General features: G+C 60.0%; 15 protein-coding genes. All 15 read right to left on the bottom strand.

The features are described from left to right. Window positions 1-44 precede the first annotated feature (44 nt). Complete coding sequence (bamB, locus tag BN1130_RS18305) at window positions 45-1,238, bottom strand: outer membrane protein assembly factor BamB (RefSeq protein WP_042043765.1); 1,194 nt, start codon at window positions 1,236-1,238, stop codon at window positions 45-47. Then, the gene (locus BN1130_RS18300) at window positions 1,231-1,881 is read right to left on the bottom strand and encodes a YfgM family protein (RefSeq protein ID WP_042043764.1); all 651 of its coding nucleotides are present in this window, start codon (window positions 1,879-1,881) and stop codon (window positions 1,231-1,233) included. Before BN1130_RS18300 ends, bamB begins: the two co-directional genes overlap by 8 nt. 3 nt (window positions 1,882-1,884) lie before the next feature. After that, complete coding sequence (gene hisS, locus BN1130_RS18295; protein WP_042043817.1) at window positions 1,885-3,162, bottom strand: histidine--tRNA ligase; 1,278 nt, start codon at window positions 3,160-3,162, stop codon at window positions 1,885-1,887. Between the two features lie 162 nt (window positions 3,163-3,324). After that, a complete protein-coding gene (gene ispG / locus BN1130_RS18290; RefSeq protein ID WP_042043762.1) occupies window positions 3,325-4,440 on the bottom strand; it encodes a flavodoxin-dependent (E)-4-hydroxy-3-methylbut-2-enyl-diphosphate synthase in 1,116 nt (371 codons plus the stop codon). Between the two features lie 9 nt (window positions 4,441-4,449). After that, window positions 4,450-5,376: a RodZ domain-containing protein gene (locus BN1130_RS18285; RefSeq protein ID WP_042043760.1), complete on the bottom strand. Its 927-nt coding sequence runs from the start codon at window positions 5,374-5,376 to the stop codon at window positions 4,450-4,452. Next, window positions 5,366-6,142 (bottom strand): type IV pilus biogenesis/stability protein PilW, encoded by a 777-nt coding sequence (pilW, locus tag BN1130_RS18280; protein WP_042043758.1) that lies wholly within the window; start codon window positions 6,140-6,142, stop codon window positions 5,366-5,368. The genes BN1130_RS18285 and pilW overlap by 11 nt, the downstream gene beginning before the upstream one ends. Window positions 6,143-6,169: 27 nt before the next feature. Next, entirely contained in the window at window positions 6,170-7,273 is a 1,104-nt protein-coding gene (gene rlmN / locus BN1130_RS18275) for a dual-specificity RNA methyltransferase RlmN (protein WP_042043756.1), read from the bottom strand. A gap of 171 nt (window positions 7,274-7,444) precedes the next feature. Next, a complete protein-coding gene (ndk, locus tag BN1130_RS18270; RefSeq protein WP_042043753.1) occupies window positions 7,445-7,873 on the bottom strand; it encodes a nucleoside-diphosphate kinase in 429 nt (142 codons plus the stop codon). Between the two features lie 380 nt (window positions 7,874-8,253). Further along, a complete protein-coding gene (gene pepB, locus BN1130_RS18265) occupies window positions 8,254-9,537 on the bottom strand; it encodes an aminopeptidase PepB (protein ID WP_042043752.1) in 1,284 nt (427 codons plus the stop codon). Continuing rightward, window positions 9,534-10,823: an aminopeptidase PepB gene (pepB, locus tag BN1130_RS18260; RefSeq protein ID WP_042043751.1), complete on the bottom strand. Its 1,290-nt coding sequence runs from the start codon at window positions 10,821-10,823 to the stop codon at window positions 9,534-9,536. Before pepB (BN1130_RS18260) ends, pepB (BN1130_RS18265) begins: the two co-directional genes overlap by 4 nt. 184 nt (window positions 10,824-11,007) lie before the next feature. Further along, window positions 11,008-11,346 carry an ISC system 2Fe-2S type ferredoxin gene (gene fdx / locus BN1130_RS18255; RefSeq protein WP_005907038.1) on the bottom strand — a complete coding sequence of 113 codons (339 nt, stop codon included), beginning with the start codon at window positions 11,344-11,346 and terminating at the stop codon, window positions 11,008-11,010. Window position 11,347: 1 nt separating this feature from the next. Continuing rightward, window positions 11,348-13,195, bottom strand: coding sequence for a Fe-S protein assembly chaperone HscA (gene hscA / locus BN1130_RS18250; protein ID WP_042043749.1), 1,848 nt, complete (start codon window positions 13,193-13,195; stop codon window positions 11,348-11,350). A 28-nt stretch (window positions 13,196-13,223) separates the two neighbouring features. Continuing rightward, complete coding sequence (gene hscB / locus BN1130_RS18245) at window positions 13,224-13,742, bottom strand: co-chaperone HscB (protein WP_042043748.1); 519 nt, start codon at window positions 13,740-13,742, stop codon at window positions 13,224-13,226. Between the two features lie 9 nt (window positions 13,743-13,751). Beyond that, window positions 13,752-14,075, bottom strand: coding sequence for an iron-sulfur cluster assembly protein IscA (gene iscA / locus BN1130_RS18240; RefSeq protein ID WP_005907034.1), 324 nt, complete (start codon window positions 14,073-14,075; stop codon window positions 13,752-13,754). A gap of 15 nt (window positions 14,076-14,090) precedes the next feature. Further along, complete coding sequence (gene iscU, locus BN1130_RS18235) at window positions 14,091-14,477, bottom strand: Fe-S cluster assembly scaffold IscU (protein ID WP_005907033.1); 387 nt, start codon at window positions 14,475-14,477, stop codon at window positions 14,091-14,093. Window positions 14,478-14,499: the final 22 nt, after the last annotated feature.

The raw sequence follows: 14,499 nt of genomic DNA, 5'->3' as shown, positions 1-14,499 counted from the left end.
CCGGGTCCGAAGACCAGGAGCCGGATAATCAAAATATCGGACAGTTAGGGACGCTTAAGGGCGTACAACTTACCGTCACGGCTCTGTACATAGAGTACATCTTCATCCACCAGAGGGGCGGCATAGAGACCACTGCTATCGAGCTGCTGCATCGCCTTGATGGACCCATCGGTACGATCCAGCCAATACAGGTAACCTTCCACATCGCCCACCACCACATAGTCGCCAAAGACGACGGGGGCGGTGACGCTGCGATTTTCCAGCTGGGTGTTGGACCACAGCTCCAGACCGTTGCGACGGTCGATGGCAAACAGGTGACTGCGGCTGTCGGTCAGCACGATGGCATCACCGCTCACCGCCATGTCGCGATAACCGGAATATTTGCGCTTCCACACCTCGTCACCTGTCATCAGCTTGCGGGCCATCAACTGGCCGTTGTAAGCGATGGCATAGAGTTCATCACCGGCGATGAGCGGAGCGGCATCCACGTCCACCATGCGATCCAGTTCGGTGGCACCGCGCGGGTCGGCAACCTTGGACTGGCGCACCGGTTGACCGTTGCTGAGCAGGGCGATGCCCACCTTGCCATCGGCGCGGCCGTACAAGACGGCGCCATTGGTGATGACGGGGGAGCCCGTGCTGCGCAGGGTCAGCGGAGGCTGCTCTTCGGAGAGTGTCCATTGCAGCTTGCCTTCATCGCTATCCAGCGCGACCAGACGACCCGAGGTAGTCAGTACCACGACCCGGCCATCTTCGACCGCAGGGCTGGCAACCACTTCACCCGGCACTGTGGTCTGCCAGAGTACGGCACCGTCTTTTTCGTCCAGGGCATAGACCTGGCCGTTTTCGGAGCCGAGGAACAGCTTGCCATAGCGAGACACCAGACCGCCGGAGAGGCGGGCGCTGCGCTTGTCTGCGTTGACCGGCAGATCCGCCAAGTCCACGCTCCACAACTCCTTGCCGCTCGCACGCTCGAAGGCGGTCACGTCACCGCCACGGGCGGCGGCATAGATGACATCATCCTCGACCGCCGGGCGCAGCTGAGAGTAGAAGTTGCCAATGCCATCGCCTACCGAGCTGCTCCACAGGGTATCTGCCTGGAAGCTGGACTCAACCTGGGGCAAGGCTGCCATGGGGTTGAGATCTTCATCCTTGCTGAACAGGGAACAACCTTGCAGCGCCACGGCGATGGCGGTACCCAGCGCTACCCGTTTGAGGTCACGTTTCAGATCACGCATCCGGCGCTCCTGCATTGACGTTGGCTGGCAGCGCCAGATCGTCCATCTTCAGCTTGAGCTCCGGGCTGGCTTGCAGACCACCGGCATCGGCTGCGGCCTGATAGGCATCGCGGGCCTCTTCCGGCTTGCCCTGCTTGAGCAGCAGATCGCCGCGCACTTCGGCAAGCTGCGCCTTGAAGGCCTCGCTCTTGATCTTGTCGAGCTGAGCCAGGGCCTCGTCAAACTTGCCCTGATCGCCCAGCACCCGGGCCAGACGCAGGCCAGCGATGGGCTGTACGCTCTCGTCACCTTGCGCAACCACCTGGCTAAGCTGCTGCTCGGCCAAGTCCAGCTTGCCCGCCTTGACGGCGGCAGCGGCCAGCTGCAGGGCCGCCAGCTCACTGTAGGATTCCCCCTTGTGCTCGCCGATGAAGCTCTGCGCCTGGGTAAAGGCGCCATCGTCCCCCTTGGCCAGGGCCTGGGTCAGCTGGTTGTAAGCCTGGGAAGCTGTCTCCTTGCTCGTCTGCTGATATTCGTTGTAATAGCGCCAGCCAAACAGGCCGACCAAGCCGATGACGGTCCCGGCAATCACCGAGGTACCGTTCTCTTTCCACCAGCTCTTGATAACTTCAACCTGTTGATCTTCGGTGGTATAAACTTCCACGGCTTACTCTCCTTTGACTGCCAGCAGGGCAATGACGGCGTCGACCTTCAGGGTCTGTTGTTCCCCCTGGCCACGCAGATATTTGATGGTCACTTCCCCGTTTTGTGCCTCGGACTCGCCGAGGATCAGGGCAATGGACGCGCCGCTCTTGTCGGCACGTTTGAGCTGTTTCTTGAAATTGCCGCCACCGCAGTGGCTCATCAGACGAAGATCGGGCAACGCATCGCGCAGTCGCTCGGCCAACTGGAAACCAGCGGATGCTATCCCCTCGCCGACCATGGCCAGATACACATCCACCCCAGGGCGGATGTCGGCATTGAGCTCGAGGGTCTCGAGCATCAGCACCAGACGCTCTATGCCCATGGCAAAACCGACCGCCGGGGTGGCTTGACCGCCGAGCTGCTCGACCAGACCGTCGTAGCGGCCACCGGCCAGCACTGTGCCCTGGGCGCCCAGACTGCTGGTGACCCACTCGAATACGGTGAGGTTGTAGTAGTCGAGACCACGCACCAGCCGCTCATTCACTTCATATTGAATGCCGGCGGTATCGAGTAGCGTCTTGAGCCCCTCGAAGTGGGCCAGGCTCTCTTCGCCCAGGTGATCGAACAGACGCGGGGCACCCACCAGAATTTCCTGAACGCGCTCACTCTTGGAGTCGAGCACCCGCAGCGGGTTGCTGTACATGCGGCGCTGGCTATCTTCATCCAGCTCATCCTTGTACTGCTCCAGATAAGCAACCAGGGCATCGCGATAGGCGGCACGCTCTTCGCTCTGGCCCAGAGTATTGAGCTGCAGGCAGACATGATCCTGGATGCCAAACAGGCGCCACAAACGGTGAGTGAGCATGATGAGTTCGGCATCGATGTCCGGGCCATTGATCCCAAACAGCTCGACACCGAATTGATGGAACTGGCGATAGCGGCCCTTCTGGGGGCGCTCGTGGCGGAACATGGGGCCCATATACCACATGCGGCGTTCCTGGTTATAGAGCAAGCCATGCTCGATACCGGCACGGACGCAGCTGGCCGTCCCTTCCGGGCGCAGGGTGAGGCTGTCACCGTTGCGATCCTCAAAGGTATACATCTCTTTTTCGACCACGTCGGTCACTTCACCGATGGCGCGTTTGAACAGATGAGTCTGCTCGACGATGGGCATGCGCACTTCGCTATAGCCATAGCTGGCGACGACCTGACGCAGGGTCTGTTCCACTTTCTGCCATACCGGGCTCTGCTCCGGCAGGCAGTCATTCATACCGCGAATCGCTTGAATCTGTTTTGCCACGTTGCTACTCGAGAAAAAGACGTGAAATGTGGCCGCATTATAGGGATTTTCGACCCCGAGGTAAAATCGGGGCAGTTCCAGTGCGGCATGATGGCTGAACCGGCTCAGCGAGGCACCCAGGCCTTCTCTATCGGATCTGGCCAACCGGGATCAGCCGGGTAGTTAAGCCTTGTCTATCCGGATCTGGTTAGCGGGATCCAGCATGGCGGCACGGGCACGGATGCGGCGCTCCAGCACGGGGATCAGATCCTTGTTGTCCAGGCGGTCGACCCGCAGGCCACCCTCATAAAAGGCGCTCTTGTTGGCCGCCCCCGCCAGACCGAGGTCGGAGACTAGGGCTTCACCCGGACCATTGACCACGCAGCCGATGATGGAGACATCCATGGGGGTGATGATATCTTCGAGCCGCTCTTCCAGGGCATTGACCGTGCTTATCACATCGAACTCCTGACGGGAGCAGGAGGGACAGGCGATAAAATTGATGCCACGGGAGCGAATGCGCAGGGACTTGAGGATGTCGAAGCCGACCTTGACCTCCTCCACCGGATCGGCGGCCAGGGAGATGCGCAGGGTGTCACCGATACCATCGGCCAGCAACATGCCCAGACCGATGGCCGATTTGACGGCGCCGGCCCGAAAGCCACCCGCTTCGGTAATACCCAGATGCAGGGGCTGGTCTATCTGCTTGGCCAGCAGGCGATAGGCACCCACGGCGAGGAAGACATCGGATGCCTTGACGCTCACCTTGAAGTTATCGAAGTTGAGACGATCCAGGTAATCCACGTGGCGCATGGCCGACTCGAGCAGTGCCTCTGCGGTCGGCTCGCCATATTTCTCCTGAATATCGCGCTCCAGAGAGCCCCCGTTGACGCCGATGCGGATCGGGATATTGAGGTCCCGCGCACAGGCCACCACGGCCCGCACCCGCTCTTCACTGCCGATATTGCCCGGGTTGATACGCAGGCAATCGGCGCCGTATTCGGCCACTTTCAAGGCGATACGGTAGTCGAAGTGGATGTCGGCAATGATGGGGATATTGGTCTGCTGCTTGATGAGCTTGAAGGCTTCCGCAGCCTCCATGGTCGGCACAGAGACCCGGACCAGGTCGGCGCCCACCCGCTCGATGCGCTGGATCTGCTCGACGGTGGCGGCCACGTCTGTGGTCTTGGTGTTGGTCATGGTCTGAACCGTGATGGGGGCATCGCCCCCAACCGGTACATTACCCACCATGATCTGCTTGGATTTACGACGAATGATCGGGGATTGGTGAGCGGACATGGGTAGAACTTACTCCTGCGGCAACGCGAACTTGGCGGTCCGGCCGTTGTTGTAACGGCTCATGTCGATGGACTTGCCTTCAAATTCAATCTTGACGGCCATGGGCGCACCAATGATGAACTTGAAGGGGGCTGTCCCGGCGAGGGTCAATTCATCATTGGCCTTCTTGAGACCGCTGAACAGGGTCTTGCCCGTGCTGTCTTTCACATCGAGCCAGCAATCGGCGGCAAAGTTCAACTTGAGTTGCGGCACGCTGGTCGCAGGTTCAGTCGCAGAGTCAGGCACAGTGGCCACAGCGTCGCTCACCACAGTCTCTTCAACCGGGGCCGTGTTGACGGCTGCACTCGCCGTGGTGTTCTGGTCAACGGCGGGAGCAGCGGGCTCCACCTCGGCAACAGGCGCTGTCTCTGCGACAGGCAGTTCGCCCTGAGTCGCCTCATTCACGTCGGTTGCAACCTGTGGTTCGGCCGGTGCGCTGATCTCGCTGGCGGCGAGCGCGTCCTCCCCTGCAGAGCGCTTGGCCGTACTCTGCCACCACCAGGCGACAGACAAGCCGATCAGCGCCAGGATCACCAACCAGGTCACCAGCTTGAGGCGACTGTCATTGGCCTGCTGACGGGAGCGGCGCGAGAAGCTCTGCATATCAATGTTGTCCGGCGGCGTCAGTCCCAACTTGGTGTAGGCAGCCAGGACTGTCTCTTCCGGTACGCTGACCAGCTTGGCATAAGTGCGCAAGTAGCCACGGATAAAGGTGTGCGACGTGTTCTTATCGTAAGTATCTGATTCGATAGCCGCAATCAGGGTCAGACGAAGATGAAGGCGTGATGCAACCTGTTCACGGGTCCAGCCAAGCTGTTCGCGAGCGGTGCGCAGCAGCTGGCCTGGGCCTGCTGCCTGAGATTCGTCTTGAGAGTCGTGTTGCTGTTCAATAGTCATTGGCTAAGTAACGCTTGGCTTGTGGCGAAGAGGGAAAGCGCTGTACCAGCTCAGTCCCGAATTGGTGAAGTAATGCCGGTTTGTCCATCGACTGGGCGAGACGCAGTCTCAACCAGAGACTCTCTTCGTTCTCATCGGCCACGGCCGCAAAACGAACGAGATAATCCTGCACATCGGTCAGCTTGTCATCTTTCATGGAAAGCTCGGCCAAGTCCAGCAATAACCTTGGATCCCGGGGATTATACCCCAAGGCAAGATGATAGTACTCGCTCGCTTTCTCTTTTCGATTGTTTTGCAATGCACAAATCGCCGCATTCTCATAGGTATTGGCCACCTTGACGTAGTCAGGTTGCGCAATCGCCTGGTTGAATGCCTTGTCGGCCTCGTCGAAACGGCCGCGATTGCAGAGGAAGGCCCCATAGTTGTTCATCGCGTCAGCATTGGTCGGATCCATGGCCAAGGCTTTCCGATAACTCGCCTCGGCCGACTTGTAATCCTGCACCTGCTGGAAGAAATAGGCAAAGCCAACCTGGATCTGGGCATTGTCAGGATCGTACTGCAGTGCCTTGTCCAGATTGAATTTTGCCTGTTCGGCATTGCCCTGACGCAAATATTGGAGGCCCAGATCCAGTCTGGTCTGGGCTGCCGCCTTGAGGTCGGGGCCAACTTCGCGTTGTGTCGAGTTCGGGCCAACGTAGCTAGTCTCGGTCACGCAGCCGGACAGCGCACAAAGCGCCGCCACCAGTATCAATTTACGTGTATCCATTTCCCTGACTATACAATGGCTTAGCGGTTAGACCATTTTGACGGAAATCCCTTCCTGTTGCATCCGATTTTTCATGGTGCGTTTGGTGCGATCGATCACCTCCCCCACCAGCTGACCACAGGCCGCATCGATGTCCTCTCCCCGGGTCTTGCGCACTATCACGGTGAAGCCGTACTCCATCAGCACCTTGGAGAAACGGTCGATGCGACTGTTGCTCGGCTTGCCAAAGGGGTTGCCCGGGAAGGGATTGAACGGGATCAGGTTGATCTTGCAGGGGGTGTCTTTAAGCACCTTGGCCAGTTCGTGAGCCTGCTGCATGTCGTCATTGATATGATCGAGCAGCACATATTCCACCGTGACCCGGCCACCGTTGGCATTGGACTTGGCCAGATAGCGGCGGACCCCGGCCAGGAAGTTCTCGATATTGTACTTGTCGTTGATCGGCATGATCTCGGAGCGCAGCTTGTCATTGGGCGCATGCAAAGAGATAGCCAGCGCCACATCAATCTGATCGCCCAGCATGTCCAGCGCGGGGACTACCCCTGAGGTTGAGAGCGTGACGCGGCGCTTGGAGATGCTGAAACCGAAATCATCCATCATCAGCTTCATGGCCGGCACCACGTTGGCCAGGTTGAGCAGCGGCTCACCCATGCCCATCATCACCACGTTGGTGATGGGTCGTTTGCCCCCCACCACCTTGGCGGCGCGCCAGACCTGGCCGATGATCTCGGAGACCTTGAGGTTGCGGTTGAAGCCTTGCTGGGCGGTGGAGCAGAAGGTACAGGCCAAGGCACAACCGACCTGGGAGGAGACGCACAGAGTCGCCCTGTCCCCTTCCGGGATATAGACGGTCTCGACCTCTTGATCGCCGACCTGCAGTGCCCACTTGATGGTGCCATCGGAAGAACGTTGCTCGCGGCTGATCTCCGGGGCCCGGATCTCGGCGATGGTCTTGAGGCGTTCACGCAGCGCCTTGTTGACGTTGTTCATCTGATCGAAATCATCACAACCAAAGTGATAGATCCACTTCATTATCTGATCTGCCCGGAACGGCTTCTCGCCTAGCTCAACGAAGAAGGCACGCATGGCATCCCGATCGAGATCCAGCAGGTTGGTTTTTGTTTCGCTCATCAAAGGCCTCAGTCCACAAACTACAAAATTATTGCTGACAGTCGTCAGGGGGCGGCATTGTACAAATAATGTGTCCGCCTTTCCACCCGCAGCATACGGGGTTATCGGGCTTTTCGCCAAAAAACGAAAGGGAGCCGAAGCTCCCTTTGCTAAATGTCACTGCCGGCATCATCAGGCGCGTGGGCAGATCTCGTCATCGCTGAAGAAGTAGGCGATTTCACGGGCAGCAGAAGCCGGGGCATCGGAGCCGTGCACGGCATTGCGGTCAATGCTCTCGGCGAAGCAGGCGCGCAGGGTACCCGCAAGGGCATCGGCCGGGTTGGTGGCGCCCATGATTTCGCGATTGCGACGAATGGCATCTTCACCTTCCAGCACTTGCACCATGACAGGACCGGAGGTCATGAAGGCTACCAGTGCGTTGTAGAAGGGACGCTCTTTGTGCTCGGCATAGAAACCACCGGCCTGCTCAGCGCTCATGTGGATCATCTTGGCTGCGACGATACGCAGGCCTGCGCTCTCAAAGCGGTTGTAGATGGCACCGATCAAGTTCTTGCTGACAGCATCCGGCTTGACGATAGAGAAGGTACGTTCGATAGCCATTAGATCTTCCTTAAACTACAGAGATTTATGATGAGAATTCGTGTTCGGCGGCGATTATACGTAAACAAAAACCGGAATAACACACAAAAAGGCAACTTTTTGTTAAACAAATTCATCGTTAAAACAACATGCCCGCCTATCTTGCCGCAGCTCAAGCACAAAAAATGTGCTCTTCCCCACGATATCTTGGTAAAGGCCGTAAAAGCTAGCGTCTCTTGCTGGCATCGTAGCCCGCTATCCGGCGGCGACTGCACCCTTCCTTCCGACTCGCAGGCGGCTATTGGCTCAAAAATGGGTAGTGTGGCTCTTGGCAAAGCAAGAAGGCGCCATCATGGCGCCTTCTGATCACAATGCTACAGGATCCCTCACTGGACCGTGCCTCAGCGGGTCTCTTCCTGCAGGGCACGAGCTATGGTGCGCATCCCCAGGGTATTGGCCCCCGGCGCCCACAGGCCATCGCCGTTCTCGTTGAAGCACGCGGCGAGATCGATGTGCAGCCAGCCCTGCCCCTCGTTGGCAACGAAGCGGGAGAGGAAACCGGCCGCGTTGGAGGCGCCACCCGGGCCGCCACCCGGCACCGGGCGACTGTTGGCTGTGTCGGCATAGTGGGACGAACACTGCTGGCTATGCCAGGGTTCGAGCGGCAACGGCCAGGCCGGCTCCTGCTCCGCATCCGAGTAGGCCATGGCCCGGCTCACCAGCCCCTTGTCCAGGCCGAACAGGGCATTGTAACGCCCCCCCAGCGCCATCACCGCCGCCCCCGTCAGGGTGGCGCCATCGATGATAAGCGGCGCACCGGATTCACCGGCGAGCTGCAGGCCATCGGCCAGCACCAGGCGCCCTTCGGCATCGGTGTTCACTATCTCCACCGTGGTGCCGTTCTTGTAGGTCAGAATATCTCCCAGCTTGTAGGCATGGCCCGAGACCAGGTTCTCGGCGCAGCACAGGATCAGCTTTATCCGCTTGTTCAGACCGCGCAGCATGGCCAGCGCCAGGGCGCCAGTGACGATGGCGGCGCCCCCCATGTCATGCTTCATGGTCAACATGCCCTGGGAGGTCTTCATGGAGTAGCCGCCCGAATCGAAGGTGATGCCCTTGCCAACCAGGGCCGCCGCGACCGGGGCCTTGGGATCCTTGCTCGGGTTGAAGTCCAGCTCCAGCATGACAGGCTCGCGATCGCTGCCGCGCCCGACCTGATAGAGGCCGACCCAACCAGCCTGGGCCAGGGCTTCTCCCTTGAGGATGCGATGGCTCACTCTGTCCGGTGCCAGTTCGGTAATAAAAGCGGCTGCTTCGACCGCCAAGTCCAATGGCCCCAACTGCTCGGGGGTGGCGTTGGTCATCTCGCGCACCCAGCGTCCGCACAGCCAGCGAGCCTCCAGTTCGGCCCTGTCCTCCTCGCTGCAGGTGGCCCATTGCAGTTCCACTTCCCGTTTCGGGGTCTGCAACCCTTGGGCGAAAGCCCACTGCTGCTCCCTGTCCCAGTGACCAGCCAGGCTGACCTTGTAGATCCCCTGGTTGCAGAGACGACGCGCCGCCTGCTGGATATCCTGCAGAGGGCTCGCACTCACCAGATGGATCTGGGCGCCATCGGCGCGGTGGGAGACCAGCGCGCCCTCACCCCATTCGGCGCTGGCAAATTCACGACTTAACCAGATGTTCATGCAGAAACCTCTTCGAGCCAACGTGCAATGGTGCGCAGGCCATGACCCTTGGCACCGGTGGCCCACAGATCGTTACCCGCTTTCTGATAGGCGCCCGCCAAATCCATGTGCAGCCACCCCTTGCCTTCGTCACGGACGAAGCGCGACAGGAAGGCGGCGGCCGTGGTGGCGCCGGCTGTGCCCTCGGCCGTGGCCACGTTGCTCATGTCGGCAAACGAGGAGCCGAGCTGGCCCTGGTGCCAGGTCTCCAGCGGCAGCACCCAGGCTTTCTCATGCTCCGCCTTGGCGGCAGCCAGGCCACGGGCATGTTCGGCCTCATCCAGGGCGAACAACGCATTGTAATCACGCCCCAGCGCCATCTTGGCGGCGCCAGTCAGGGTGGCGGCATCCAGGATATAAGGCGCGCCACTTTCGCCCGCCGTCAGCAGGCCATCGGCCAGCACCAAGCGGCCCTCGGCGTCGGTATTCTGGATCTCGACACTGATGCCGTTGCGATAGGTAAGGATGTCGCCGAGTTTGAAGGCGTGGCCGGAGACCAGATTCTCGGCGCAGCAGAGGATGAGCTTGACCCGCTTGTCCAGGCCACGGGCGATGGCCAGTGCCAGGCCCCCGGTTACCATGGCGGCGCCACCCATGTCCGATTTCATCGGCAGCATGCCATCGGATGACTTCATGCTGTAGCCGCCGGAGTCGAAGGTGATCCCCTTGCCGACCAAGGCCGCCGCCACCGGCGCGTCCGGGTTGCCAGTCGGGTTGTAATCGAGCTCCAGCAGCACGGGTTCGCGCTCACTGCCCCGTCCCACCGACCAGATGCCGATGTGACCCGCCTCCTTCAAGGCTTCACCGCTGGTGATGCGCGCGGTCACCTTGTCACCGGCCAGACCACGAATGAGCAGCAGGGCTGATTCCGCCAGGCTCATGGGGTAGATCTCTTCCGGGCAGCCGTTGGTCACGTCCCGCACCCAGGCACTCGCCTTGAGCAGGCCATCGAGGGCCTTGGCATCCTCGGCCGACTGCTCGCCGAACTCCAGCGCCCGCTCGCCCTTGGCGGCATAGAAACCTTGGGCAAAGGCGAAACGGCGCTCCAGATCCCAGGCTTCACCAGCCAGGCGCACCCGCTTGATGCCGGAGGACTCCAGGCGACGACCGGCACGCTGGATGGCGCGCAACGGCTCTTTATCAAGATGCACCAGGGTCTCATCGCCATTAAAACTCAACAGGGCACCCTCGCCCCAGTGGGCAGGGGCGGCCTGGGTGGACAACACTACATTCATCATCTCAGCCATCTCTCTTGCTTCCTTTTCTTTGGCATACTCTTTTTGGCAAATTGTCGGCTTCTCGCCCTGCAATCCGAACTGGCGGAACACGGAAAATCGGGCGATAAAAAAGGCCGTCCCCTTTCGGGTCACGGCCTTCACCATATCACTTTTATGTCAGGACTGACTGCATGCTCAATTAACCAGTGCGCAATCAGTGCCGCTCGGAGGCGAGGTTGAGGGTGTACTTGGGCAGCTCCACCACCAGATCCTCATCCGCCAGACGCGCCTGACAGCTCAGACGGGACTCGGGCTCCAGACCCCAGGCCTTGTCCAGCATGTCATCTTCCAGCTCATCGCTCGGCTCAAGGGAATCAAACCCCTCACGCACCACGCAGTGACAGGTGGTGCAGGCGCAGGACTTTTCGCAGGCATGCTCTATCTCTATGCCATTGCGCAGGGCGATGTCCAATATGGTTTCACCGCTTGCCCCTTCCAGGGCAGCCCCTTCCGGGCAGAGTTCGGGATGGGGCAAAATGATCAGTTTTGGCATATCACACCTTGTTAACGTCTTGGCCAGTCAGCACCTTGCGGATGGAGGCATCCATGCGACGGGAGGCAAACTCGCCACTGGCAGCATCCGCCGCCTCGATGGCATCTTTGATTTGATTGGTTGTTCCTGTGGCACGCATGGCCAGCAGGTGGGCGATGGCCCCGTCGATTTGGCTGCGTTCGGCCGGGCTCAACAGCGCCTCACCATCCACGGCCAGCGCGGCATTGAGGCTCTCGATCACCCGGTCCGCGTCCACTTGCTGCTCGGCCAGCATACGGGCGGCCATATCCTGCTCCGCATGCTCGAAGGAGGCGGTCAGCATGCTGAGGATGTCATCCTCGGCCAGTCCGTAAGAGGGTTTGACCTGAATGTCAGCCTGAACCCCGGAGGATTTCTCCATGGCACTGACCGAAAGCAAGCCATCGGCATCCACCTGGAAGGTGACTCTGATATGAGCCGCGCCTGCCGCCATCGGCGGGATCCCGGTCAGAGTGAAGCGGGCAAGGGAGCGGCAATCTGCCACCAGTTCCCGCTCACCCTGCACCACATGGATTGCCATGGCAGTCTGGCCATCCTTGAAGGTAGTGAACTCCTGGGCGCGAGCCACCGGTATGGTGGTATTGCGCGGGATCACCTTCTCGGCCAGGCCGCCCATGGTCTCGAGTCCCAGGGAGAGCGGGATCACATCCAGCAACAGCATCTCGGCATCGGGTTTGTTGCCCACCAGAATATCGGCCTGAATGGCGGCGCCGATAGCCACCACCTTGTCCGGATCTATGCTGGTGAGCGGCGTGCGGCCAAAGAAACTACCGACTTGCTCACGCACCAGCGGCACGCGAGTTGAGCCGCCGACCATGACCACTTCCAGCACCTCATCGGCACTGAGACCGGCATCTTTCAGGGCCCGGCGACAGGCCAGCAGGGTCCGCTTGACCAGGGGCAGAATCAGTTCGTCAAACTGGCCGCGGGAGCATTCGCCCTGCCAGCCGGCGAAGGCACAGGAGACAGTGTCTGCATCGGTCAGCCCATGCTTGATGGCGGTTGCGGCATCGAGCAGTTCCCGTTGCAGGCGCGCATCCAGTTGCCCTTCCAGCCCGGCCCGGGCCTTGAGCCAGTCGGCAAGCAGGTGATCAAAGTCATCGCCACCCAGGGCGGAATCACCTCCGGTGGCCATCACTTCAAACACGCCACGATGCAGACGCAGTATGGAGATGTCGAAGGTACCGCCGCCGAGATCGTACACGGCAATCACCCCCTCCTGCCCCGAATCCAGGCCATAGGCGATGGCGGCGGCGGTGGGCTCATTGAGCAGACGCAGCACATGCAGACTGGCAAGGCGAGCCGCATCCTTGGTGCCCTGGCGCTGGGCGTCATCGAAATAGGCGGGTACGGTAATCACGACGCCGTCGAGGTCGCCGCCCAGGGTCGCGGCGCCACGGGCGGCCAGCGCTTTGAGAATTTCAGCCGAGACCTGCACCGGATTGACCAGCCCCTGGCGAGTGAGGATCTGCGGTGATCCCTTGTCGCTTGCCACGAATTCGTAGGGCTGTTGACGGGTATCCAGATCCGCCAGCGCCTTGCCCATCATGCGTTTGACCGAAATGATGGTGTTCTGGGGATCCTGGGCGGCCTCGGCTTTCGCATCGAAACCGACTCGGATGCTGTCAGCCTGATAGTGGACGGCAGAAGGCAGCAGGGCGCGACCCTGTGCGTCATTGAGCGTATCGGCCTGACCGCTACGCACCGCGGCAACCAGCGAATTGGTGGTGCCCAGATCGATGCCGACGGCACGTTTATGCTGATGAGGCGCGGCGCTCTGGCCGGGCTCGGCGATTTGCAGTAATGCCATGGGGTATCACATTTCCAGCGTTAGAAGATCAATATTCGAACAGCGAGTCTTCGAAGCGCTCCAGCTCTTCGAGCAACTTGTCGACGAACTTGAGTTTGCGCACGCAATCGGCCGCCTTGAGATCCTCGCCCGTGGCGAGCGTCTCGGTCAGCTGTTGCATCAGGTGGTGATGTTCCTGATCGATTTCGCGGCGAAAATCCGCGATGGCCCTCTCAGGTTGCGCCTCGGACTTGAGGTCTGCGAGGCGTTCACGCCACTCCAGTTGCTGCATCAGAAACCCCGTATCTTGCAGGGTTTGCTGTTCGGCGCGAATGTCGGTGCCACGCAGGGAGAGCAGATACTCAGCACGGCGCAAGGGGGCTTTGAGGGTAGAGAAGGCATCATTGATGCGAGCGGCTTGCTGCACTGAAGCCAGCCGCTCCCGTTCGGGAGCGGTGGCGAAACGATCTGGATGGAACTGAGTTTGCAGTTGGCGGTAGGTATCCCCCAGCTGGCGGATATCAAGTTCGAACCCCTGCGCCAGACCGAACAACTCGAAATGGTTCATGAGGTACCCTTAGACACTGAAACTTTCGCCACAACCACACTCGCCCTTGGCGTTGGGGTTGTTGAACTGGAAGCCCTCGTTGAGGCCCTCCTTGACGAAGTCCAGTTCGGTGCCATCCAGGTGGGCAAGGCTCTTGGCGTCGACGATGATCTTGACACCCTCTTGCTCGAACACCTTGTCCCCGTCATTCAACTCATCGACGAATTCCAGCACATAGGCGAGCCCAGAGCAGCCGGTGGTCTTGACGCCGAGGCGCAGGCCCAAGCCCTTGCCCCGGTTGATCAGAAAACTGGATACCCGCTCTGCCGCGGATGCTGTCATGGTAATGGCCATACTGCTCTCCGGACCTTAAACGAGACCTTTCTTCTGCTTGTAGTCGGCGATGGCTGCCTTGATGGCATCCTCAGCCAGGATGGAGCAGTGGATCTTGACCGGTGGCAGTGCCAGTTCTTCGGCGATGTCGGTATTTTTGATGCCAGCCGCTTCGTCCAGGGTCTTGCCCTTGACCCATTCGGTCACCAGGGAGCTGGAGGCAATGGCAGAGCCACAACCATAGGTCTTGAACTTGGCATCTTCGATGATGCCAGCATCGCTGATCTTCAGTTGCAACTTCATGACGTCGCCGCACGCAGGGGCACCGACCATGCCGGTGGCAATGCTGGGATCGTTCTTGTCGAAACCACCGACGTTACGGGGGTTTTCGTAGTGGTCTATTACTTTTTCACTGTAAGCCATGATTAACTCCTGCTAATTCCGT

The organism is Aeromonas rivuli, assembly GCF_000820045.1.
GTDB lineage: Bacteria > Pseudomonadota > Gammaproteobacteria > Enterobacterales > Aeromonadaceae > Aeromonas > Aeromonas rivuli.
This window is presented reverse-complemented; position numbering and strand designations above follow the sequence as displayed.